A 22,131-nucleotide genomic window follows, 5' to 3' on the forward strand; every position below is an offset into this window, starting at 1 on the left:
TATTCCTTAGCATTAAGACATATAAGCTTTAATTTCTTTTTCAGAAATTCCTAATATATTAGCAATTCTCAAAGCATAATCTTTATTTGCTTGATAAAAGTAACTAAGCTGGCGGACTTTGATTTCCTTTTCAACAGGTTTCATATGTCCAGCAATGTTTGAGGTTAGAGCTTTCTTTTCTTCCTCTGAAAAAACTTCATAAAGTAAACCCGCTTGTACAAAGTCGTCTTTCTTTGGATACTCTGTTCTGCCGCTGTTGCCAACCAATGCAATGGGTTGTTCTGTGGTTAAAGGATTGGAGCGAGGACCTCCATAGCTGTTAGGTGAGTAATTTATTGTTGAACCTCCATTTCCATCAATTCGCATTGCTCCATCTCGTTGGTAGTTTGAAATTTTTTTAGAATAGGGGCAGTTGACGGGAAGGAGTGCATAATTTGGACCTAAACGGTGGCGTTGGGTGTCTGCATAAGAAAAAATACGGCCCTGTAACAGTTTGTCCGGGGAAGCCTCGATACCGGGAACTAAATTAGCAGGAGTAAATGCTGCTTGTTCTACATCCTGAAAGAAATTTTCTGGATTTCTATTTAAGATGAGTTTTCCTACTGGAATAAGCGGATAGTCTGAATATAACCAGACTTTTGTTGGATCGAAAGGATTGTATTTATAAGTATTCGCTTCTTTTGTGGGCATAACTTGAATATATACTTTCCAAGTCGCCTTACCACCTTTTTTAATATGTTCAAAAAGATCTCGAGTGGCACCATCAACATCGGCGTGTGCAGCTTCGCTTGCTGAATATGTTTGAATTCCTGCATCCGTTTTAAGATGCCATTTGATAAAGAAACTTTCATTTTTCTTATTAACAAATTTAAAAGTGTGAACACCGAAACCATGCATATTTCGATAGGTTTTTGGTGTTCCTCTGTCGGAGAAGAGCATCGTTAACATATGCACTGTCTCGGGACTCAAAGAATTAAAGTCCCAAAAGGCATTTGCATCTTTTAAATTTGATTGTGGATTTCTTTTATGAGTGTGTACCATGTCAGGAAATTTAAGTGGATCTCTTATAAAAAAAACAGGTAAATTATTGCCAACAAGATCGTAGTTACCTTCTTGAGTGTAAAATTTGATGGCAAATCCTCTTGGATCTCTGTCAAAATCAGATGACCCTTTTTCTCCTCCCACAGTGGAAAAACGCACAAAAATATCTGTCTTTAATCCAACTTCTCTTAAGAAATCAGCTTTTGTATATTTTGACACTTCGTGTGTGACTTCAAAATATCCAAAAGCACCTGCGCCTTTTGCATGCACAACTCTTTCGGGTATGCGTTCTCTGTCAAAATGAGCTATTTTTTCTATGAAAAAGTAATCTTGTAAAAGAGCAGGGCCTCTATCTCCAGCTGTCAGTAAGTGTTCATTGCTTGGAATGGGTGCGCCCGAATTTGTTGAAATTGTCTGATGAAGTTTACCTTTTGGAGAAGCTGTTACTTTGGATTTGTTTCTTACTGACATTGGACACCACCTTTAATAACTATTTTCTGTTTCGATTGCAAAATATGCAGTGACAATTTAAAGGAACAAAAAATCATTATTTAAAATTTTAAAGGACGTTGAGTCCTTTTGCAACAGCAGCAATCCGCATTACGTCATGAATTTTAGTTCTAGAAACCTTTAAATCCATTAGCGCTTTTTCATGAGCAATAACACATTTTTCACAACTATTTAAAATACTTACTGCTATTGAAATAAGTTCAAAAGTTTCCTTAGGCATTAAAGGTTTTGCAAGAGAATTCATGCGTAAAGATGGAATTCCATATTCTTTAGCGGCGTTTTCATCATTTTTTTCTACAAAGAAACGAAATTTATAGTAAGTATTTAACATTCCCATTATTGCAGGAATCTGTTTTGCTTCATTTATAATATCATTTGAAATTTGAGACTGAATTGCAAGTTCTTGAGCTACTATTTCTAAGGATTCAAATTTTAATGTCCTTCCTAATGAAATTAAAAGGAGAGCATATTCTTCATTTGAAAGTTCTTCTGAATCAGTAAGTTTTTCAAAATTTAATTTTAAATCACTCACTGCTTTTCCGCTTGTAAATTCGGTTAGTTTTTCAAGATAAGATAAAATAACGATTTGTCTTGTCATGCCATTTTCCTTTTTTTTTAAAATAAAATCGCCTTTTAGCAAGCGATCTTATTTCTATTTTATTGTGTATTTATTAAAAACTGAATTATTTAAATTTAGATAATGAAATTATTTAAGAGTTGCTTGTCCTTTTTCCCAATTGCATGGGCACAGTTCATCTGTTTGTAATGCATCGAGAACTCTTAAAACTTCTTTTACATTGCGTCCAACGGAGAGATCATTTGCCGCAACCCAGCGAATAACACCTTCAGGATCAATAATAAAAGTAGCTCTTAAAGGAACTTTTTCAATTGGGTGTAAAATACCCAATGCTTCGCTCAATTCTTTTTTGTTGTCTGCAAGCATTGGAATCTCTAAATTTCTAAGATCATCGTTGTGTTTTCGCCATGCGAGATGAACATACTGACTGTCTGTGCTGACACCATAAAGTTCAGCATCACGATCATGAAATTGTTTAATTGATTTATTAAATTCAACAATTTCAGTAGGGCATACAAAGGTAAAATCGAGGGGCCAAAAGAAGAAGACAGCCCATTTACCATTTATATTTTCGTTGCTCAAAGTAGCGAACTCTTTTCCAGGTTCTAATGAAATGACTGCGGAGACTGAGAATTTGGGAAAAGGCTGAGCAATGCTTAAAATTCTTGACATATAGAACTCCTGTAAAATGTTGAAACTGTAAAAACACTATTTTTATAGCATCTATTTTTTTATAGATACTATAATTAGAATTAGTCTAAATCTTTATCTGTGTCAAGTTTTTTAAAATAAGCTTTTGTCTGTCTAAGTATTTGATATTTTTTAAAAATAAAGAAAGGTGGATTTACTATAATATTTTCTGTGATAAAAGAAAAACTCTCAATAAAAAATTATTGAGAGTTTTTAAAAAAATCTTATGACTTAAATTATGCATTTGCTTCCAAAGATTTTTTGAAAAAAGATTTTGCAGCAGCCATATTTCTTTTGTCACGCATGCAAACACTTAAAGTTGTATTTTGACGATCGTTTGCGCGATACATATATTTCCAGTCACCATTACATTTTACGTATGACTCTTCAATTTCATAGTTTGGAATACGCTTGCGAGTTTTTTGATCCACATTATTTCCGAATTTTTGAACCCATTCATAAATTGTCTTATGTGAAACTTCAACGCCATGGGCAAGCATTTTTTCGGATACAGAACGATAAGTCATATTTTCATGATAATATAATTGCACAGCGGTTTCAATTACAGGCCATGGATAGCGATGTTGTTTGTCAATTCTTTCTTTAGTTGCCATTATAAGAACTCCTTGCATAGAAACGATAGGAACTTCACGTTAGGTCATTTTTTAAATGAAAGGTAACGTAACAGTTTTTTTTGATATATCAAATGAATTATATAGGCAAGAGATTATTGTTATTATTTATTATTTTGCAAATGATTGTCTTGCAGGAGGTTTTCAGATATATTGAAAGCGTTTGTTACAGTATTAATTTCAAGTATTTGCGCGAATTTTGCACTCAATCCGATCCAGCGCTCAATGGAGGGTTTTACCATGCCAACAAGCACATGACAGGCTTCTTTTCCATGCTCATGAACTGCAAGAAGTGTAGCATCTTCTAGATGATTTGCAATTTTATCGAGTTCTCTTAAACATGTCTCTGCTTCGGGTTCTAACTGTTCTGGATCTTTATTTAATAAATAAATAGGTCTCGATGCGAGTGTAAGAAATAAATTACAATCACTCAATAATGTTTCAAGACTTTTTTCATAATTTTTCCCAGAGTCCCATAACTTTAAGGTTACCACTTTTAAATCAAAAACAAGAAGAGCAGCCATATCAAGGGCAACTTGCAAACTTTCAAATGAGAGCTGTTCCGCAGTATCTAATCGCGCATCAACTTTGTCATCTGTTTCAAGTTTTAGTCTGAGATATTCAGGATTATCAATGTCAATTGACGAATTATTAATGCTTAGTGAAGTGAGTGCACTGTTGTTATTGAGAGCAATATTTTCAAGTCTTTTCATTAATGTTGCTAAAGTATCTACACTTTGAAGAGGGGGGATTCTTTTTCCATTTACTCTTACATCAGCCATTTTTTACTCCTTATCAGTTTATCAATTAGATAATATTTCATACTTAAGCTGGTTTTCTTTGCTGTTCTGACTTTTGGATTTGGGAAATAAGAGAGTGAGCTCTGCTGTTCATTGGATCGAGTGCAAGAATATTTTCCATGAGTTGAAGAGCAATATCTTGTTTACCAGTTTTATATGTAATTGTTCCTAGAGTGTAAATCATATTGACATCATGAGGATGTAAGCTAATATATCGTATTAAAACTCTTTCTGCGTCGGCAAATTCATTCATTTCAAATGATAGTTTAACTAAATTATAAATAGCAACAGTATTGTCTGCTTTTAAGTGGCAAGCTCTAACTGTCCATGAAAGTGCTTCTTTGAATTCATTTAATCCTTCAAATGATAGGCCAAGGCCAAGACTTGCCATATCGTCATTTGGAGCTAAACTCACTGCTTTTTGGAATTGAGGAACTGCTATATTATAATTATTACGCTGTAATGCAACTGTACCTAAGCCAATATAACATTTAGCACAATAGGGATCGAGTTCGAGTGCTTTTGTATAATTTGTCACTCCATTGTCGAGGTCTCCAAGCTTTGTAAAACAATCACCAATTAAACGAAATAAATTTGCCTGTTGAACAACAGAAAGGGTATTTTTTTGAAATGCGAGAGATATTAAATTTATTGCATCAATATATTGTTTAGCAATAACCATTTCTTCAATTTGTTCTATCAATTTAGTTGAACTTTCTATTTCATTAGAAGGAATATTAACAATTAGAGACTTAAATACTTCTGAAATTTCATTTATATTTTTTTCAAATGGAAATTCATTTGCAATTGCTTTTTTTATTGCGAGTTTTACATTTGTTACTTTATCTTGCTTTTCAATAGTTTCTTGCATTAATCTTGCTAAAGAATGTATACTGCCAGAAGAATAAGTTTTATAAAAACGACTTATCCATTCTCCTATCCAATTGTGTCCATTTGAAATAGTTATAATTTCTGACGAAAGCGCACACATAACATCATATGTGCTGTCGAGGCATTTCAGTGGATTTCCATTGACTGGAGCAATTGGGCCATGAATAATTGCATCACAAACAGAAATAATGGATGAAAACTGATTGCCTGCAATTTCTTTTAAATCATCTCCATTTGGATTTAAAAAATAGACGTGATCATCTAAACCCATTTCCACAACACTTTGTCTTATATCAGCTCCCGCCGCTCCCGTGCCACAAAAACAAAGTCGCGCATTGCCTTGAAAGCTTGGATTGCTTTGCAAAAGATTTTTAAAAGCAAAGACAGAATCAAGTGCTCCTGATTCAATCTCAAGTGGGCCCAAATGGAAGAAAATAAAATCAGTTTCAGGTAGCCCGAGTGCTGTACGCAGTTCTATGCGTCTCATGATGGAAATTTCAGTAGAATATCTTTTTGTATTAATTGTTCTTGCTACCCTGCGAATTCTTTGTGCGCTGACTTCTTCTAAATAGGACCAAGTTGCTCCATCTTTATCAAAACAAAGAATAAGATCTGCATTTTTTAAGATCTCTTTGCGCACTGTTTTTTCTCTTGCAATATTTGGGAGTGGAGATCCATTTGGAGATCGTGTACCGACATTGGCATGAGGAGGTCGTGGAGCATTTTGCCAAATAATGAGACGTGCTTGATTTATTCTTTTGGTTTTCGCAGCTTGATAGCTTGCTAAGGAGTTTTCTCCGAGGGAAATAATGAGAGGATATTGCTCTAATTCTTTTTCAAGTCCTGATAAAAAGGTTTTATTTTCAGGCATGGAATCCATTGTGTAGCATGTTAAATATACAGGGGTATTTGATAGATTCATCATTTTAGCAAAATGGGTAAAAGCTCGGTCTTCATTATGGCTTGTATAAAGAGCCCCTTCAATACCAAGTTTTATTGCGCACATATTCCAAATTTCAAGTTCACAAGGATGGGGCAATTGGGGAGCTACAAAGGCTATTCTTTTTGCTCCACTTAAAATATGTGCCGCATGCTGTTGTTGGAAGTTCGCAAGATTTTTCCCGCCTTCACCCTCAATGAGACTGATCAGATCTGAAAAACTAGATTTCTTTGCATCCTTGATTATATTTTCAAGGGAGCTAGTGGTTTTCATTGTAAATTATCCTCCCGAAGATATATGAGAATGCGTATAAGCAAAAGTTGCTTTACGTAGGGACTGTAGTCGAATCAATTCATTAGAAAAATCATCTAATATTTGTTTTAATATTGTTTTAAAGTTTTCATCATGAATATAAATAAAATCTTTTAATAAGAGAAAATTTTTTTTTGAATCATTCTCTCTTTTTATTATTTGTGTATAAGAAGACACCAGCGCACTTCTTTTTTTCATAAATTTTTGTGAAAAATCATTTAATTCTTTTTCACTTAAAATTGAATCTTTGCTATCAATTTTTAGATTACAAAATAGATTTATATGCAGATTAATCCATTTTTCATAAAAAATATAAAAATCACTTTTTGCCAGCGTGGTTGAAAAGCGAAACGAAAGCTTTGAGGTTAAATCTTCATAACTTTTAAGCGCTGAATTTGATGGCTTTTCCACCTGTAGAATTCCTCTTAAAGAAATTTTTTAAATGAGTCTTGATCAAAGTTTATGAGATAGCTCTTGCATTAATCAATTATTTAGGTGTGTTGCTTTTTTGGCAAAAGGACTGTAGTTTTTGCTGGTAAGCAGAATTTTTCTATTCTGCCAATTTAGGAGACTTTACAAGTGATAAATCAAATAAAAGGCTCAACAATTATAGTTGATGATGGCCAGGTCACTCTTACAGATTTTATGGGTTCTGACTTGTCAGTGGTCAATGCTGCTCGCGTGAGTTTTGGAAAACGTAAAACAGAAATGGATGACAAAGATGTCAAACTCATAAAGTATTTAGGTGCCCATAAGCATATGAGTCCTTTTCGTCACGTCATTTTTACTTTTACTCTTGAAGGTGTGTCCGAAGTGGTGTGTCGCCAGCTTTATAAACATCAAGTTGGGTGTGCTTACACGAGCGGTGAATTTAAAGAAGCAGCAACGACATGGAATGAAATTTCTGGGCGTTATGTAAAACTCGAACCTGAATTTCATATTCCTTCCGAATTTCGCAAACAGAGTGCAAGCAACAAACAAGCTTCTGTTGAAGGCGAAAATGTTGATTGTGAAGATGAAGCACGTGCTGTTTATTTAGATGCAATGGAAAAAAGTTTTGCTGCCTATAAAAAACTCCTTGATTTAGGAGTTTGTGGGGAACAGGCGCGTATGGTTATGCCTTTGAGTTTTAAAAATTCATTAATTTGGACGGCTTCACTTGAAGCAACAGTCAATTTTATAAAACTTCGTGATCACGAAGGTGCACAACTTGAAATTCGCAATCTTGCCCGTGCTATTAAAAAACTAATCGAACCTATTTGTCCTCTCTCAATTGATGCTCTTCTTAACTCCCAAAAATAGAAAAAATTTCCTACAGAGGTGAAAATTTTATCCGATATGCAAAATGTACACGGTGCAATTTGCATGCGGTACATTTTTACTCGTCTGACCAAGGATGGTCGCACTCTTTCCAGTAGCTTTGGATTGAAGTGAGTTTCATGGAGGAAACAAGCTATGGGTTTGCGTATACAAACCAACATTCAGTCTCTCAATTCTCAACGAACTTTGAGAATTTCCACACAGGCGAATGATGAGTCCATCGAAAAGGTGAGCTCAGGCTATCGCATCAATAAAGCGTCTGATGACGCTGCCGGTCTTGCAATCAGTGAAAAATTGAAAGCAGACATTCGTGGTCTTAATATGGCAAGACGTAATGCCAGCGATGGTATTTCGCTTCTTCAAACTGCCGAAGGTGGTATGAATGAAATTGGAAATATGTTGACTCGCTTGCGTGAGCTTGCTGTGCAAGGTGCTTCCGATACGGTCGGTAATAAGGAGCGTAGCTTTATTCACAAAGAATTTAATGCGCTTAAAGATGAAGTCGATCGTATTACAAATTCAACCGAATTTAACGGAACAATGCTTTTAACAGGTACTGCTGAAGGCTTACCTGAAGCATTAACTTCTAAATCGAACCCTCCTCCACTTGAAATTCAAGTTGGTAAAAACTGGTTTAAAGAAACCGATGGTTCAGATGCGGATGGTGAATTTGGACGTAACCCAGTTGATATTATTCGTCTTAACTTCCAAAACATCAACACTAGCACAGTGGGCTTAGAACTTGGTCGTGCCAGTGAAGAAAGTATGGAATCGACGGGTGTGTTTTTGGAAGGGGGGGGACTCACCGACTCAAAAATGCGTGCTCAATTGTCTATAAATAAACTCGACAGTGCGATTTCAAAAGTTGCAGAGTTTCGCGCTGAAATGGGTGCATATCAAAACCGTCTTGGTTCAACTATTGCAAACTTGTCTGTTCAGACTGAAAATTATGCAGCGGCAAATAGCCGTATTCGTGATACGGACTATGCAGAAGAAACAGCGAAATTGGCACAGTCTAATATACTTAAACAAGGTGGTGTTGCTGTGCTTGCGCAAGCAAATCAAAGCCCTGGTGCAGCGTTGCGTTTATTAGGCTGATTATAATTTATATTAACTCTTTTCGCAAAGATTATTATTTTTTAATTAAAATATTAATCTTTGTTTTGTCTTAAGTATATTTTTTAAAATAAATTGTATTTACGAATTTTGTATGGAATATATTTCAATTGCATCTTTATTTTGAATATCAATTTTAAATTCAATTGCTATTTGATTATGTTCAGTAAGAAAAATAGAAACAGGATCTGCAATCACAAATGAGTCGTGAATATTATAAATTATAATTTCTTCATTTGCTACTGCTGGTGTAAATATTGGATAAGTATAATCGATAACATTTTTTGTTTTTAATTTACCTGTAATAAAGTGTGAAATTCGTCCTTTTAATAAGTTATCTCTTAATCCATAAATAATAGAAGGTTTAGCAATTATTCCTGTGTCATCTGTATCAAAGCTTAATTTTTCAAGTGATTTAATAATTTGATCTGCTGATGTCATAGGAGTCACCGGTATTCGTGCTAAGCGAGCTAAATCATAACAAGCAAGACCAATGCTGTCTGCAGCTAATGCTAAGATAACATCTTTTTTTTCTGATAAGAATTTGTCATCTAAAATAATATTATGTCCACCATTTATCAACATATAAGTTCTTTTTGCTAAGTTTTTTAAATGAGTTTGATTGGGTGGGATGATTTCATCCTTCGGTGCTTCATCTAAATTATACGCAATTGGATAGAGTTGTTTTGAGTCTAATGTATGGTATTGATTAATACCAATCAATGAAACAACTTGAATTGGACTTCTTTGGATCAGAGATTTGTAAATTTTTGTTGGGGCAGTTAGATTTAATGGCATAATCAGCTCACTCCGCTGGAGTAAAGAGTTTTATAATATATAAAAGTATAATATTAAGATTTTGCTTATTCTTAGTGAGACTCATCTTAAATTATAAACTTGCATGAGTGAGTATAGCAATTTCTTAAAAAAATTGTAACAAACCAAAGCTAAAGCCAAAAGTATGGAATGGTGTCAAAGTATAAGCATAATCAAGTCTGATTGCCACGCGATTGATTTTCATTGGCAGAAAGCGAATGCCAACACCGACGCTGGTTGCAGTGCGAGGTGAAACAATATTTTCAAATTTTTCTGTTGCATTGCCTGCATCACTAAATATTGCATGCTGAAGGGTTAAGTATTCACCAATGTAGCTTGGAATTCTCAATTCAATGTTGCTAAACCAAGCAAATTTTCCTGAGAACTCATTGTCGTAATATCCTCTAATTTTGTCTAATCCCCCTAAAAAATATTGTTGGGGTAATATATCACTCGTTGTCAGACTCAAGTTTGCTCTAATTGCTAAATAGGATTGACGTGGGAGTGGGATGTTAAATAATCCGAATGGAATATTTGGGTGAAAGAATAAGAGAGTGTTATTTAATGCGGTGTAATTATTCTGTGGGTTTGTATACATATTAGCAGTTGTATCGAGAATTGAAGTAAAATTGACTCCACTGCTTATGATTCCATCATAGTTTATTGAGCCTAATGTTAAACGACCTTCAAGTGCTAAGGATGTGGTTGAAGGTGGTAAATTATAATTTAAATTATTGTTTGTTGCTATATTTTCATTGCTGATGCCATCTGTATTTATATTATTTTCATAAAAAATAAATCCACCACCTAATGACAAAGCATTTGTTATTTTGATATCAGCATAAGAAGTCAACATATTTCTTTTATTTGAAAATGAACCAGTGATATTGCGATCCTTATCATAGGTGTGGAAGATATCGTGCTGTCTTGCGCCATTGATCACAAGATTGACAGGTCCTCCTAGAATGCTAGGATTTCTAAAAAAAATAAATGTTGAACAATTATCGTTTTTGCAGCCATAGGTAAAGTTGAATGTATAAAGTCGCCCTAGAAAGTTTGTGTCATATAAACCAACGACAAGGTAACTACTTCCTCCCCCTGATCCAGTTAGGAAATATGGTAAAAGGGTCCATTTCTCTTCTACATTTATCTTTAAGTAAATATTATTTTCTTCTGAATTTAATTTATATAATTTAATTTCTATATTTAAGAATATTTGTAAGTTTTTTAAATTTTGAATTGTATTTTTTAAATCAGAATCATAAAATCTATTATTTTCTTTTAAAGTAATTTGTTCTAGTATGATATCGTCACTTGTTTGGGTATTTCCATTAATTTCTATATTTTTTATTATTAAATTATTCGCGTTTATCGGAAGAACTTCTTTTCCTACTAGTTTAGTATCTAAATCTTGTGCAAAAACTTTGTCGTGATTAAAAATAATATGTATATTATAGAAAAGAAAAAGGAAAATTAAGATTTTTTTAAACCCATATGTTTTAATTATAGGCACAATATTTTATTTCCTAAGAGACAAGATGTCTTATTTGGTTAAAAAATTCATGATCGTTTCTTCGCAATTTTTCACAATTTCATCATAGTTAAAGACGCCTTCATCAAAAAGCCATTGTAAAGCTATTCCGTCAATTAAAGCAATAATAAGACTAGCAAATTGAAGAGAATCACCTTTGCGGAACACTTCTTGGTTGATTCCTTGTTGAATTATGTTTGCAATTGCTGCTCTGAATTTTGAATAATGACTTGCAATTTCTTGACGAACTTTTTCTTTTTGATCGATTTGAGTCCAGAAATCCATGTTTATTCTGTAGTACTCTCGTTTATTTTGCACCACACTTGAGCACATCCAGATGACATTTGAAAGTTTTGCAATAGGATCCGTATTTAAATCACCTGCATGCAAAAGGTTTTCAATGTCTGTACTGACATAGTCAAGTACAGTCATCATGAGATCTTCTTTATTTAGGAAATAATAATGAATAATTCCTTTTGATACGTCTGCAACACGGGCTACGTCTTGCATAGAAAAATTATTATAACCATAACGAGTAATACATTCGATTGTCGCATTTATAATTTGAGTTTTTCTTTCTGAAGCAAGGTCGGAACGGTTCATAATTTATATTCCTGTATTGTGACGTCAAATTCATATCTAGGAAGGAACTGTTATCCCTTCTGAAACACAAACAGCTTAAGATCTAAGTGCAACGAGTCAAGAGAATTTCAAACAAACAGTGTGAAAGAGGGAGTTAACAACTGTCACATGTATGATTTGCTTCAAATTATGCAGCAGGATGGGTATCTGTCTTCAATAGAGCTATTAGCTCTTAGAAAGACTTGTAAAGACTTGGGTGAAAATCCAGTACGAATGTTACGCTCTCTTAATATTGCTTCTCCAGAACAAATTCAAGATTATTTACAAAGATATTTTGGTGTGGGTGCGCTTGGGAAGCAAGCTCTTGCAATGTTGGATGAAACATATCAATCACTGGTTCCAATCGATCTTGCTATTCATTTTAGTTGTTTTGGCTTAGGTGAAGATGCCAATGCGCTTTATATTGCATTGGAAGATCCTTCTGATCGTGGAATTATAAATCAGCTAAGATTTTTCTTAAATAAAAGAATTATTGGAGTTTCCGCAACTGTTTTTCAATTAGCAGAAGGTTTATCAAAAATATATAAAGTGCATAAATCAGCTTTAAATTTAACAACAATACTTGAAAATACAAGAGGAGTTATTGGTGGAATTCGTTATGAAGTTCCTCATAAAGCGGAAGCGATTAGTATTGACGATGACTTTGTAAGCTCAAATTTAAAAGATTCTGAATCTGGTGATGATGAAGTCGTTGTAACAAAAAAACGAGAAAAAGGAAGAGATAAGAAAACAGAAAAAGCAATGAGTACAGAACCATCAGCAGAAATTTCTGTTGCTGAAGATACAGATGCATCTGAAAAAATGCCAACAGTTGGTTTTATTGATGGCAGCAGTGGAGAAGTTGATCAAGCAACATTATCTCAAAATGAAGAGAGTGGTGTAGAAAACGAAAAAGTTGAAGCCGTACAGCAAGATCCTGTAACAGAAGAGTCACAAGAATTATCAGAATCAACTCCAGTTGCAGAAGAGTCACAAGAATTATCAGAATCAACTCCAGTTGCAGAAGAGCCACAAGAATTATCAGAATCAACTCCAGTTGCAGAAGAGTCACAAGAATTATCAGAGTCAACTCCAGTTGCAGAAGAGTCACAAGAATTATCAGAGTCAACTCCAGTTGCAGAAGAGCCACAAGAATTATCAGAATCAACTCCAGTTGCAGAAGAGTCACAAGAATTATCAGAATCAATTCCAGTTGCAGAAGAGTCACAAGAATTATCAGAATCAACTCCAGTTGCAGAAGAGTCACAAGAATTATCAGAATCAATTCCAGTTGCAGAAGAGTCACAAGAATTATCAGAATCAACTCCAGTTGCAGAAGAGCCACAAGAACTTGATATGCAAGCGGCAGAAAACATTTTAACCGATGACAGTGAAATGGAGGTTGATATATCACCTTCAGAAGAGAAAGTATTTGAGGCACCGACAGAATCAATGACTGTTCAATTGTCTTCGCTTGCAAGTTTAGCGCTTGTAAAATTGTCTTTATTAGATGATAAAAATCAAGCAATTGAAATGATTAATTCGTTATTAAAACCTTTTAACACTTCTGTTACTTTGCGAGAGGATGAAAAATATTTAATTGAAGGAGATGATTTTTCTGTAGAAGGAGATCTTTCTTCTGTCGTTAGACCTGAAGAAAACTCAGTTGCATTTGCAATTGAGCCAATTATAAAAAGAGTTATTAAAATGAAAGATGCATCGTGATTTTTTGAAATTGCTATTTCTTATATGTGAGGTGTTTTGTGGAAAACGATATCAACTCATCGAATGCAAAATTATCTGCATCAGACTGCATGGCATCAATGTTAAATGCCCAGCGGCAATTATTGATTGCTATACGCCGATTAAATGAGCTTGTGGCATTTTCGCAAAGCACAGATATTGAAGCAAATCGACAATTTTTACTTGCTTTACAAGGACAATTTCGTAAGATTAGCGACAACGTAGCTAACGTAACAGAGAATTTAGGTAATTTATTAGAGTTTAGAAAAACAAAAGATAGAGAAATCCAACGTGCATCCTTTAATTTAGATAGCACTCGACAAGCTATTGGTGAAAGCATTATTACCTTGAATGTTACTGCTGATTATATAAGAGAAAGCATTGTAATGAGTAGACATTCTCTTGCTGAAACTCGAAAAACCGCAGACCGTAGCAGAGCATGGGGACGTTTGGGATCTGATCTCTTGCATGATTTCAACACTTTCCAAGATCAAATGGAGGAGCTCACTGAAGTCATTAAAAGCTGGGATGAGCTTATGAATAAGACACAATCTTTACAAAATGAAGTCTTTCAGCACTCACAGACTACGCGAGAAGCTATTCAAGGCGTTACTATGGGAATGATTGGTGGTCGTGACCGTATGAATGCTGTTCAAGAAAAAATATCTATTTTAGCAAATAGAGTTGCAGATATTGGAAGTATTATTGAAGTTATTGATGATATTTCTGAGCAAACAAATTTACTTGCGTTAAATGCAAGTATTGAAGCTGCGCGTGCAGGTGATCAAGGAAAAGGATTTGCGGTTGTTGCAGATGATATTAGAAAATTAGCAGAAAGATCTTCTACAGCAACAAGGGATATTTATGATAGAATTGAAGCTATTCAAGAAGAAACATCGGGGGCAATGAGTGCTATTCGAGAAGGTCATGCTGTTATAGAGGCTGGGGTTAAAAAAGCGGCTACAGCAGATGAGCTTTTAAAAGAATTAAGAGAAAAAATAGGACAACTTTCTCGTCAAGCAATTGGTCTCGATGATCAACTTGGTACGGCAAAAAACCTATCTGAAGGTAACAAAACAAGAACTCGCGAAATGTTCAGAAGCATTCGTAAAATCTCTGATACAGCAACTTTTGCAAGAGATTTAGTCACTCAAGTAGAGACGAGTTTAACTGGAATTGTAGCTGCTGGGACCAGCAGTTTAGCTGCAATACAGCTTGAAATTAAAAAATTAGTAGAAAATATTAATAGTTTAGAACAAGCGCAAAGTGTTGCAAGACAGGTTCATGATTGGGTGCATCATGTGGCCGTCGCTTTAGGTGAGGCTAAATCGGATTCTGAAGTGGCTGCGAGTCAATGTTCAAGTGGATTGCACCAAGTTGAACTTTCTTTCAAACACCTTGATACCGATAGATCAGCACTTGAGTCTATGCAAAATGTTGGTAAAGATATTTCTAGCTGCGTAGATAAAGTTATACTTGCAAGTGAATATCTAAAAAATATGCTTACCAATGGTGTTACTTTACAAATAGGCTCTCCGGGGCAGGTTTTGATCCTTAAAGATGATGGAAAATTTTCCGAGACAGATAGCAGCGTGTCTTCTATTAATAAAGACGCGGGGGGAAGTAGTGAAAGTGCTAAGGATGTAACTTGAACTATGGGACTTCGAATTACTGGCAATGGAGTGCTTGAAAGCAATATTGCTAAATCTCAAAAAGAAGTGGAAAACAGTTTAGAGAAACTTTCAAGTGGGATTCGTTTTACTCGAAGCGAACCTATGCCGGTTGAAAGAGCGCAGTCTGATGCCTTAATATCTAAAATGAAAGAAATTAATTCTTATAAACAAAATGTGAATGAAGGTTTGAGTTTTACTCAAACAGCTGACTCGGCCTTGAGTCAAATGACGAATACAACAATTCATTTGAAAGAACTTGTCGCGCAATCATTAAACCCCTCCCTTTCAGATAAAGAAAGGCAGTTCATATTTGTAGAATATCAAGCTCACTATGATGAAATGGATAGAGTTGCAGCAACAACCTCATATGCAGGTCGCAATATATTAGATCATACGAATTCTGTTGATGTTTCTGGAGTAGGCACCTCCGCAAATGCAAAGTCATTTTGGTCGAAGGTGGGGAAGCCAGTCATTGCCGATGGAAAAGATTTAAATCAAATTGGCGTTGAAAAACTCGATGAAATCAATGCGCGTCCAAAAGATATTGGTCTTATTTCTGCAGAACATCTTGCAAATTCAAAAGATGGTGTTTCATTGGATGAGGTGATGGATACATTTAATATTGATTCGAATCATTCAGCATCGAGTTTCGATGATGCGCAGTTAAAATTATCAGAACATAGAGCTTCGTTTGGTGCAGTGACTTCACGATTGACAAGCTCAATGCACTCTTTGGATGTTGCGTATGAAAACGTTGCTGCGGCAAATTCTAGAATACGTGATGTTGACTATGCTACGGAATCAACAAATTTAGCGCGTGCAAAAATTCTTGTACAAGCTGGAACGAGTTTGCTTGCACAAAGTAACAGTTCGCAAAATATTTTGACTTTAATTAAAAGTCTCGATCGTAATAATTAATTATTGAATATTAACTAAATTTGCATCAAATTGTATTTCTAAATCCTCCTCTGGCATTATTTGAACAACAGGTAAATAATGCATTTCTGTTTTTCTCAGTGCAAAAGAACTTTGAATCTTTGTAAAAACACGCACTGCCGCTCGTGCTATGGCATAATATCCTTCAGAGGTTTCAAAAATTTCAGATGATGTCATGCTTCTAAATTTAAATTTCCCAACGTATTTTCCCATATGAGAAAGTATTAAAGTTGTAAATCCAAATTCATTCTCTAGAGTTTCAAGAGCTAAATGACTATTTGTTTCACGATTTAAAATTATTTTATTTTTATCTTTTAGGCATAACTGTAACCAATATCCTTGAATAAAAATTGTAACTGTTGTGTTTGGAGAATAAAGTTTAAAAAATTCATTTTTTGATAAGCGTGCAAGTAAGTGACTAAACTTTCCTCTTTTATCAAAAGCAGATTCAACTTTAGTTCCCTGAAAAAGTTCAGAAGCAATTTCAGAGGGTGTTTTTGCAATGTCAGAATTTGTTTTCATTATATATTCCTCATACTAGCAAATAATATAGTAATCTTTGTTTATCCATTATTTTTAAGTTTGATGATCTCATCATTTATAGGTTTGAGGATCTACAGTGAGTGCTCCTCAAGAAATACATATATGAATTTTTAGGACAGAGTGTGTCGGAGAATTGACTGGTATTATTTTGGACACTGTTAAATAAATTAAGTTCCAATTGCTTTATTTAAACAATTGGAATTCTCCATCCATAAGGGTCCTGTAAGTTGCCCATTTGAATACCAATTAAATGATCTTTTAATTTAAGTGTAATTTCTCCAATTTTACCATTATTAATTTCTATTTTTTCGTTTTCATCAATGAGCATATTAATTGGAGTGATCACTGCGGCTGTTCCACATGCAAACATCTCTGTTAATTTATTGTTTTTAATGTCTTCAATTACCTTTGAAATTTCAACTTTGTTTTCTTCAACATCGAAACCTAAATCTTTTGCAAGTTCTAAAATTGAGGCGCGGGTGATTCCTTGTAAAATGCTGCCACTGAGTGCAGGGGTTACAATTTTTTTCCCGTAAACAAACATAACGTTCATAGCGCCTGCTTCTTCAACATATTTATGTTCATTTGAATCGAGCCAGAGAACTTGTTCTGCTCCATATTCCTTTGCTTTAACCATAGGCGGAAGTGCGGCTGCATAATTTCCGCCGCATTTTGCTTCGCCAGAGCCACCCACAGCAGCTCTTGAAAGTTTTCTTTCAATAAATACTGAAACTCCGGTTTCATTTGAGAAGTAGCTCTTTGCTGGACTTAGAATAATAAAAAAGCGGTAGGCTCTTGAAGCTCTGTATGAAACGCCTTCGTCGAGGGGAATCATGGCTGGACGAATATAGAGAGAGTCGGGCGCAGGAAGAATCCATTTACGCTCTACTTTAACAAGTTCTTCAACGCAGGCAACAAAAAGATCTTCGGGAATGGGTTCCATCCCAAGGCGCAATGCTGAAAGACGCAAGCGTTGAGCATTCTTTTCGGGGCGGAAAAGATAAACTTCTTCATTGTTTTCTTTTGAACGGTAGGCTTTTAATCCTTCAAAAATTGTTTGTCCGTAATGAAAAACAAGTGCGCTCGGGTTGAGAGTAAATGGTTTATATGGAATAATTTCAGGGATTTGCCAGCCATTTTTATGAGGAATGTAATCACAGATTAGCATATGGTCGGTAGTAACAGCTCCAAAGGGGATTGCTTCTGAGGAAGTGGGAGGAGTTTTACGCATGTGTTTTGGCAGTAGAAGTTTGATAATCTTAAAATCTTTCTTTTCATTAACTAAATTTCTTTTATTTATCATGTTATTCCCTTTGCGAGAGAGACGAAAGGGTTTCGTCTCTGAGTCACGACCATAAACTTTTTTTTTTTTTTTCGCCAGAAGCTTGACAACGTCTTGGAAGGTTGGCATACAGGTTTCACCGCTGGTGGGGCATCGACAAGTGGTAAGTCAACGGTTTTTGATACCGTCATTCCTAGGTTCGAATCCTAGTGCCCCAGCCATTACTTCCCCATTAATTGCCTCCTTTTTCTTTCTCAATTTCTTGCTAAATTAACTAAAATAAATTAGAGTAAAATTTAAACAAAATTATGTTTATCATTTATATGAGCTCGGGGAAAGACATGATAGTGAGAAAAGCTACTGAAAAAGATTTTCCTTCTATATATTTTATGGGGCATGACACATGGGGAGAAACTCTCACCCTTGAACAATATGCTCTAAAATGCAGTGAATCTGATAAATATGAGAGTGGGCAGTGGTTTGTTCTTGAAATTGATAATAAAATTGTCAGCAGTCTCATTTGCTATAGAAATTCTTTTGGCCTTGATGAAAATACCGTAGGAATCGGTTCTGTTGCAACATTGCCAGAGTATCGTAACAGAGGTTATGTGACTTATTTAATGAAAGAGATCACGCAAAAACAAAACCATGGGAAAGATGTTAAAGCATTTTTTCTATTTTCTGATATCAAGCCTTCTTTTTATGAGCAGTTTGGTTTTAAATTGCTGCCATTGAATTTGCAAAGGTATGAGAAATCAAAAGCTATGGTACTTGATCTCAAAAATCATTTTCATTTTCAGAAAAAAAATATAGAGAGTATTCCAGTCTATTTTTAAGAAAGTACTTTCATTTTTTTTATTCTTTTTTTGCTACCATTAAAGTTACAGCACAATTTCCTTGAATATTAAGCATAGTAATAAATGGATCAATAAGTGGCTCTATACTAAGCAAAAGAAAAATGCCAATTGAGGGGGGTATGCCTAAAGGTGAAAGCACAATTCCAAATGATGTTGCACTCAAAATTGCAGGTCCCGCCGTACTTGCAATGGAGGCGGCCCAACTGGCAAAGAATAAAGTTGTCATGGAAGAAATGCTGATTGGAATTTTATATAAATTCATAAGAAAAATGGCAATTGCTATACTTCGAATCATGACTCCTGGTTTAAATAAACTTACGCCTAATGGCATAACAAGCTCAACACTTTGCTTATTTACTTTAAAATCTTGTGTCAGAGCAAGCATAGCTGTTGGCATAGCTGCAAAACTGCTTGAAGTGCCAAATGCAATTAAATAAGCATTTTTTAATTTTTTCAAACATGTCAATATTGGTTTTTTTTGCGTTCGAGAAATAATGATGCTAAAAGTAATGAAAAATGTTATTATAGTCGCATAAATAAGAGCTATTAAGTCAAATAAAGATCTAAGTGTTTGTATGCCAACATTTGAAAGAAATCCTGAAATCAAAAAGAAAATACCAAATGGCAAAAAATACATGAGTATGTCAACCATTTTTAAGAAAGATAAAAAAATGGCATCAAAGAATGAAACAGCTATTTTAACACTCGGACTATTGGTAATACCAAGGGCAATACCAAGTAAAATAGAGAATAATAAAATAGAGATATCTTTTCTATCATAGATTGATTTAACAATATTAGTTGGAATAATATTTTCAAAATACTCTATAAAATTTACATGACTTGTACTACTTGGTGTGAAGCTACGTATAAGTTTTTCAGAGTTTCCAATACTGTTATTTAATAATTGTACAGCGTTAGTGCTTAGATTATTGCCAGGACCTATGATGATACAAAGAAATACTGATATAAATGTAACAGCAATCATGCAAGAAAAGAAAATGATGACAAGGCGTTTTAAATAATAAATTGAATCACTGGAGTGGAAAATGTTATAAAAGCTACAAATGAGTGCTGACATCATGATTGGTATGACTGTTATTTGAAGGAAATCTAGGTATAAATCTCCAAGAAATGAAATTTGTTTTGCAATCTTTGGCGCAAAAATCCCAAATAATGCACCAAGAAACATCGATATAAATATTGTCCAATGATTTAGAAGAAGACTTTTAATCTTTTTTATCATTTTAAATCTTTCAGATATTTTTGAGAAAGGTATTTATTTCTTCCTTCATACTTCATTCTTTTTACATAAAGATTTATCCAATTTAAAAGATTTTGGTTTCGCCAATTCACAACAATAGAAATGGGATCAATTTCTCCGTCGATATCTTTTCTTCGTACATAAATATTCGCAAGTTTTCTGTTTTTAATAATATAATTTGCATATATTTGATCAACATAAAGTGCGAGTATTTTACCATTCATAACATCAGTTAATGCTTTTTCGAGATCATCATACTGGATTGTTTCTGTATTTTTTAAGAGTTCATCAAAACTGGTTATATTTTGTTTGATATAATCTTCATATGCAGAATTTTTAAGCACAGCAATTTTCAAGGCACTTTTATCAATATCATTATTATTCTTAAGTTTAATTTCTAAGATACGATTCAAGATAAGGGATTGATTTGGTGATAAATAGGGATCAGAAAAGTTAACAGATAGTCCTCTTGAAAGTGTTGAACTCAATGCGCTGATTCCTAAATCAGCAGAATCATTTTCGACAAGTTTAATGACATCTGCAAAAGATTGAGCATTTCGATTGTACTCAATTCCAACCCCTAAATTCTTTGCAATATCTTGAGCCATTTCTATATCATATCCAATTAAAGCTTTTTTATCATCTTCATAAAAAAAGGGAGGGTAATTTCCATTTTTTAATGCGACTATAAGTTTTCCGCGTGTAATAATTTTTTTAATATCCGGTGGAATATCCTTTGTTGCATACAGCGGCAATTGCAAAAAAAATATCAGAAGAATAAAAAATAATAATTTTTTTAGAAAATTGAATTTAGAATTGATCATAATAAATCTCTCATTTTTTAATTTAATAAAGTTCATTCAAATTATTTTAACACGCTTAATAATTTGCAGAAGTGCAAAAAATTGAGCCAAAAATTTGAAATGGAGTTGGAAATAATTTCCTAATTTCTTTTTGACTGAATGCTGACTTTTTCTACTACAGTAAAAAATTTGGCTTTAAACTTAAGTAAGGAGATTTTTTTTCAAGGGGGACATGTGGCCATAAAATATTCAGGCCCTCAAAAGGCAGCTATACTTCTTCTTGCATTTGGCGAGGAAATTTCGGCTGAAATTTTTAAGCACATGACTGAATTTGAAATTAAGCGCATTGGTAGCGCAATGAGTCGTCTTGGTCGGGTGGATAGTGATGCAATTGATATGGTTATGGAAGAATTTTATCACATTCTTCAATCCAATAAAAAATATTTTTTAGGAAGTAATGATTTTACTAGGAAATTAATTGAATCAGCATTTAAAAGTGATCAAGCTAATGCTCTTATTGATGAATTATCATTAACATCCAATGCAAATCTAGAATCACTCGAGTTGATAGATCCAAAAATGTTGGCAAATTTCTTAAGAAATGAACACCCTCAAACGATGGCTCTCATTCTGGCCCATCTTGATCCTAAAAAATTTGGTGAGACATTAAAAATATTACCCGAAAGTTTACATACGGAATTAATCTTAAGAGTTGCAAGTTTGGAAAGTGTTTCTCCAGAAATTATAGATGAAATAGATGATGTCTTACGTAATGAAATTCAAAAATTAGGTAACGTAACAAGTTCAAAAGTTGGTGGAATTGAACCAATTGTTGAAATGCTCAATCTTATGGATAAAGCAACGGAAGAAAATATTCTCGATAGGCTTGAAGAAAGAGATCCTGATTTAGCTGAAAATATTAGAAAACTAATGTTTGTCTTTGATGACCTCATTAAGATTGATGACAGAGGTATTCAAACAGTTATGCGTGAAGTTAAACCAGAGCAATTAAAACTTGCATTAAAGACAGCTTCAGAAGGTGTTAAAGAATTAATATTCAAAAATATGTCACAAAAGGCTGCGGAAAACTTGCGAGAAGAAATGACGATAATGGGACCAGCAAAAATTTCGGATGTAGAGCAGGCGCAATTTGCAATTGTACAAGTTGCACGTCGTTTGAATGATGAAGGTAAGATTGTAATTTCAGCTAGTGGTGAAAACGCACTCGTATGA

General features: G+C 34.2%; 21 protein-coding genes and 1 tRNA gene. 8 read left to right on the top strand and 14 right to left on the bottom strand.

Annotated features, from left to right (window positions below; all coding sequences use genetic code 11):
• Nucleotides 1–12: 12 nt before the first annotated feature.
• The 7 genes from GCL57_RS05665 to GCL57_RS05695 form a co-directional block, all read right to left on the bottom strand.
• A complete protein-coding gene (locus tag GCL57_RS05665; RefSeq protein ID WP_152212333.1) occupies nucleotides 13–1,512 on the bottom strand; it encodes a catalase in 1,500 nt (499 codons plus the stop codon).
• Nucleotides 1,513–1,600: 88 nt separating this feature from the next.
• A complete protein-coding gene (locus GCL57_RS05670) occupies nucleotides 1,601–2,149 on the bottom strand; it encodes a carboxymuconolactone decarboxylase family protein (RefSeq protein ID WP_152212334.1) in 549 nt (182 codons plus the stop codon).
• A gap of 108 nt (nucleotides 2,150–2,257) precedes the next feature.
• Nucleotides 2,258–2,800, bottom strand: a complete 543-nt coding sequence (locus tag GCL57_RS05675) for a peroxiredoxin (RefSeq protein WP_152212336.1) — start codon at nucleotides 2,798–2,800, stop codon at nucleotides 2,258–2,260.
• 254 nt (nucleotides 2,801–3,054) lie between these two features.
• Nucleotides 3,055–3,432: a DDE-type integrase/transposase/recombinase gene (locus tag GCL57_RS05680; protein ID WP_161597619.1), complete on the bottom strand. Its 378-nt coding sequence runs from the start codon at nucleotides 3,430–3,432 to the stop codon at nucleotides 3,055–3,057.
• Between the two features lie 122 nt (nucleotides 3,433–3,554).
• Nucleotides 3,555–4,232 (bottom strand): hypothetical protein, encoded by a 678-nt coding sequence (locus GCL57_RS05685; protein WP_152212340.1) that lies wholly within the window; start codon nucleotides 4,230–4,232, stop codon nucleotides 3,555–3,557.
• A gap of 43 nt (nucleotides 4,233–4,275) precedes the next feature.
• Nucleotides 4,276–6,354: a tetratricopeptide repeat protein gene (locus GCL57_RS05690; protein ID WP_152212341.1), complete on the bottom strand. Its 2,079-nt coding sequence runs from the start codon at nucleotides 6,352–6,354 to the stop codon at nucleotides 4,276–4,278.
• 6 nt (nucleotides 6,355–6,360) lie between these two features.
• Nucleotides 6,361–6,804: a hypothetical protein gene (locus tag GCL57_RS05695; protein ID WP_152212342.1), complete on the bottom strand. Its 444-nt coding sequence runs from the start codon at nucleotides 6,802–6,804 to the stop codon at nucleotides 6,361–6,363.
• A 168-nt stretch (nucleotides 6,805–6,972) separates the two neighbouring features.
• Here GCL57_RS05695 and thyX point away from each other — a divergent pair, with 168 nt between their 5' ends.
• Entirely contained in the window at nucleotides 6,973–7,695 is a 723-nt protein-coding gene (gene thyX, locus GCL57_RS05700; RefSeq protein ID WP_152212344.1) for an FAD-dependent thymidylate synthase, read from the top strand.
• 153 nt (nucleotides 7,696–7,848) lie between these two features.
• Nucleotides 7,849–8,811 carry a flagellin N-terminal helical domain-containing protein gene (locus GCL57_RS05705; protein WP_152212346.1) on the top strand — a complete coding sequence of 321 codons (963 nt, stop codon included), beginning with the start codon at nucleotides 7,849–7,851 and terminating at the stop codon, nucleotides 8,809–8,811.
• 99 nt (nucleotides 8,812–8,910) lie between these two features.
• On the opposite strand, the gene GCL57_RS05710 is transcribed toward GCL57_RS05705, so the two are convergent.
• The 3 genes from GCL57_RS05710 to GCL57_RS05720 form a co-directional block, all read right to left on the bottom strand.
• Nucleotides 8,911–9,627, bottom strand: a complete 717-nt coding sequence (locus GCL57_RS05710) for a hypothetical protein (protein WP_152212348.1) — start codon at nucleotides 9,625–9,627, stop codon at nucleotides 8,911–8,913.
• 124 nt (nucleotides 9,628–9,751) lie between these two features.
• Complete coding sequence (locus GCL57_RS05715; protein ID WP_161597620.1) at nucleotides 9,752–11,158, bottom strand: POTRA domain-containing protein; 1,407 nt, start codon at nucleotides 11,156–11,158, stop codon at nucleotides 9,752–9,754.
• 30 nt (nucleotides 11,159–11,188) lie between these two features.
• Nucleotides 11,189–11,779 (bottom strand): TetR/AcrR family transcriptional regulator, encoded by a 591-nt coding sequence (locus tag GCL57_RS05720; RefSeq protein ID WP_152212352.1) that lies wholly within the window; start codon nucleotides 11,777–11,779, stop codon nucleotides 11,189–11,191.
• A gap of 147 nt (nucleotides 11,780–11,926) precedes the next feature.
• On the opposite strand from GCL57_RS05720, the gene GCL57_RS05725 reads away from it, so the two are divergent.
• From GCL57_RS05725 to GCL57_RS05735, 3 genes are read left to right on the top strand one after another with little or no spacing between them, the layout of a single operon-like run.
• On the top strand, nucleotides 11,927–13,522 hold the full coding sequence (locus GCL57_RS05725) for a GspE/PulE/PilB domain-containing protein (RefSeq protein WP_152212354.1): 1,596 nt from the start codon (nucleotides 11,927–11,929) through the stop codon (nucleotides 13,520–13,522).
• 38 nt (nucleotides 13,523–13,560) lie between these two features.
• Nucleotides 13,561–15,192 carry a methyl-accepting chemotaxis protein gene (locus tag GCL57_RS05730; RefSeq protein ID WP_152212356.1) on the top strand — a complete coding sequence of 544 codons (1,632 nt, stop codon included), beginning with the start codon at nucleotides 13,561–13,563 and terminating at the stop codon, nucleotides 15,190–15,192.
• A 3-nt stretch (nucleotides 15,193–15,195) separates the two neighbouring features.
• On the top strand, nucleotides 15,196–16,131 hold the full coding sequence (locus GCL57_RS05735) for a flagellin (protein ID WP_152212358.1): 936 nt from the start codon (nucleotides 15,196–15,198) through the stop codon (nucleotides 16,129–16,131).
• Here the strand turns inward: GCL57_RS05735 and GCL57_RS05740 are convergent, their stop codons facing one another.
• Nucleotides 16,132–16,671 (bottom strand): hypothetical protein, encoded by a 540-nt coding sequence (locus GCL57_RS05740; protein WP_152212360.1) that lies wholly within the window; start codon nucleotides 16,669–16,671, stop codon nucleotides 16,132–16,134. It lies immediately after the preceding gene.
• A 208-nt stretch (nucleotides 16,672–16,879) separates the two neighbouring features.
• A complete protein-coding gene (locus GCL57_RS05745; RefSeq protein WP_161597621.1) occupies nucleotides 16,880–17,995 on the bottom strand; it encodes a branched-chain amino acid aminotransferase in 1,116 nt (371 codons plus the stop codon).
• A gap of 125 nt (nucleotides 17,996–18,120) precedes the next feature.
• On the opposite strand from GCL57_RS05745, the gene GCL57_RS05750 reads away from it, so the two are divergent.
• Nucleotides 18,121–18,195 (top strand) — tRNA-Gln (locus tag GCL57_RS05750).
• Between the two features lie 120 nt (nucleotides 18,196–18,315).
• Entirely contained in the window at nucleotides 18,316–18,810 is a 495-nt protein-coding gene (locus tag GCL57_RS05755; protein ID WP_161597622.1) for a GNAT family N-acetyltransferase, read from the top strand.
• A gap of 19 nt (nucleotides 18,811–18,829) precedes the next feature.
• Here GCL57_RS05755 and GCL57_RS05760 read toward each other — a convergent pair whose 3' ends face one another.
• Complete coding sequence (locus tag GCL57_RS05760) at nucleotides 18,830–20,077, bottom strand: dicarboxylate/amino acid:cation symporter (protein WP_152212366.1); 1,248 nt, start codon at nucleotides 20,075–20,077, stop codon at nucleotides 18,830–18,832.
• On the bottom strand, nucleotides 20,074–20,919 hold the full coding sequence (locus tag GCL57_RS05765; protein ID WP_161597623.1) for an ABC transporter substrate-binding protein: 846 nt from the start codon (nucleotides 20,917–20,919) through the stop codon (nucleotides 20,074–20,076). Before GCL57_RS05765 ends, GCL57_RS05760 begins: the two co-directional genes overlap by 4 nt.
• Before the next feature lie 213 nt (nucleotides 20,920–21,132).
• Here GCL57_RS05765 and fliG point away from each other — a divergent pair, with 213 nt between their 5' ends.
• Entirely contained in the window at nucleotides 21,133–22,131 is a 999-nt protein-coding gene (gene fliG / locus GCL57_RS05770) for a flagellar motor switch protein FliG (protein ID WP_161597624.1), read from the top strand.

This window comes from Fluviispira multicolorata (genome assembly GCF_009208585.1).
Lineage (GTDB): Bacteria > Bdellovibrionota_B > Oligoflexia > Silvanigrellales > Silvanigrellaceae > Silvanigrella > Silvanigrella multicolorata.

What these genes read in the sequence shown, in the direction of transcription:
- GCL57_RS05665 (WP_152212333.1), bottom strand. Translation starts at nt 1,512, where the DNA reads ATGTCAGTAAGAAACAAATCCAAAGTAACAGCTTCTCCAAAAGGTAAA.
- GCL57_RS05670 (WP_152212334.1), bottom strand. Translation starts at nt 2,149, where the DNA reads ATGACAAGACAAATCGTTATTTTATCTTATCTTGAAAAACTAACCGAA.
- GCL57_RS05675 (WP_152212336.1), bottom strand. Translation starts at nt 2,800, where the DNA reads ATGTCAAGAATTTTAAGCATTGCTCAGCCTTTTCCCAAATTCTCAGTC.
- GCL57_RS05680 (WP_161597619.1), bottom strand. Translation starts at nt 3,432, where the DNA reads ATGGCAACTAAAGAAAGAATTGACAAACAACATCGCTATCCATGGCCT.
- GCL57_RS05685 (WP_152212340.1), bottom strand. Translation starts at nt 4,232, where the DNA reads ATGGCTGATGTAAGAGTAAATGGAAAAAGAATCCCCCCTCTTCAAAGT.
- GCL57_RS05690 (WP_152212341.1), bottom strand. Translation starts at nt 6,354, where the DNA reads ATGAAAACCACTAGCTCCCTTGAAAATATAATCAAGGATGCAAAGAAA.
- GCL57_RS05705 (WP_152212346.1), top strand. Translation starts at nt 7,849, where the DNA reads ATGGGTTTGCGTATACAAACCAACATTCAGTCTCTCAATTCTCAACGA.
- GCL57_RS05710 (WP_152212348.1), bottom strand. Translation starts at nt 9,627, where the DNA reads ATGCCATTAAATCTAACTGCCCCAACAAAAATTTACAAATCTCTGATC.
- GCL57_RS05720 (WP_152212352.1), bottom strand. Translation starts at nt 11,779, where the DNA reads ATGAACCGTTCCGACCTTGCTTCAGAAAGAAAAACTCAAATTATAAAT.
- GCL57_RS05725 (WP_152212354.1), top strand. Translation starts at nt 11,927, where the DNA reads ATGTATGATTTGCTTCAAATTATGCAGCAGGATGGGTATCTGTCTTCA.
- GCL57_RS05735 (WP_152212358.1), top strand. Translation starts at nt 15,196, where the DNA reads ATGGGACTTCGAATTACTGGCAATGGAGTGCTTGAAAGCAATATTGCT.
- GCL57_RS05740 (WP_152212360.1), bottom strand. Translation starts at nt 16,671, where the DNA reads ATGAAAACAAATTCTGACATTGCAAAAACACCCTCTGAAATTGCTTCT.
- GCL57_RS05745 (WP_161597621.1), bottom strand. Translation starts at nt 17,995, where the DNA reads ATGATAAATAAAAGAAATTTAGTTAATGAAAAGAAAGATTTTAAGATT.
- GCL57_RS05755 (WP_161597622.1), top strand. Translation starts at nt 18,316, where the DNA reads ATGATAGTGAGAAAAGCTACTGAAAAAGATTTTCCTTCTATATATTTT.
- GCL57_RS05760 (WP_152212366.1), bottom strand. Translation starts at nt 20,077, where the DNA reads ATGATAAAAAAGATTAAAAGTCTTCTTCTAAATCATTGGACAATATTT.
- GCL57_RS05765 (WP_161597623.1), bottom strand. Translation starts at nt 20,919, where the DNA reads ATGATCAATTCTAAATTCAATTTTCTAAAAAAATTATTATTTTTTATT.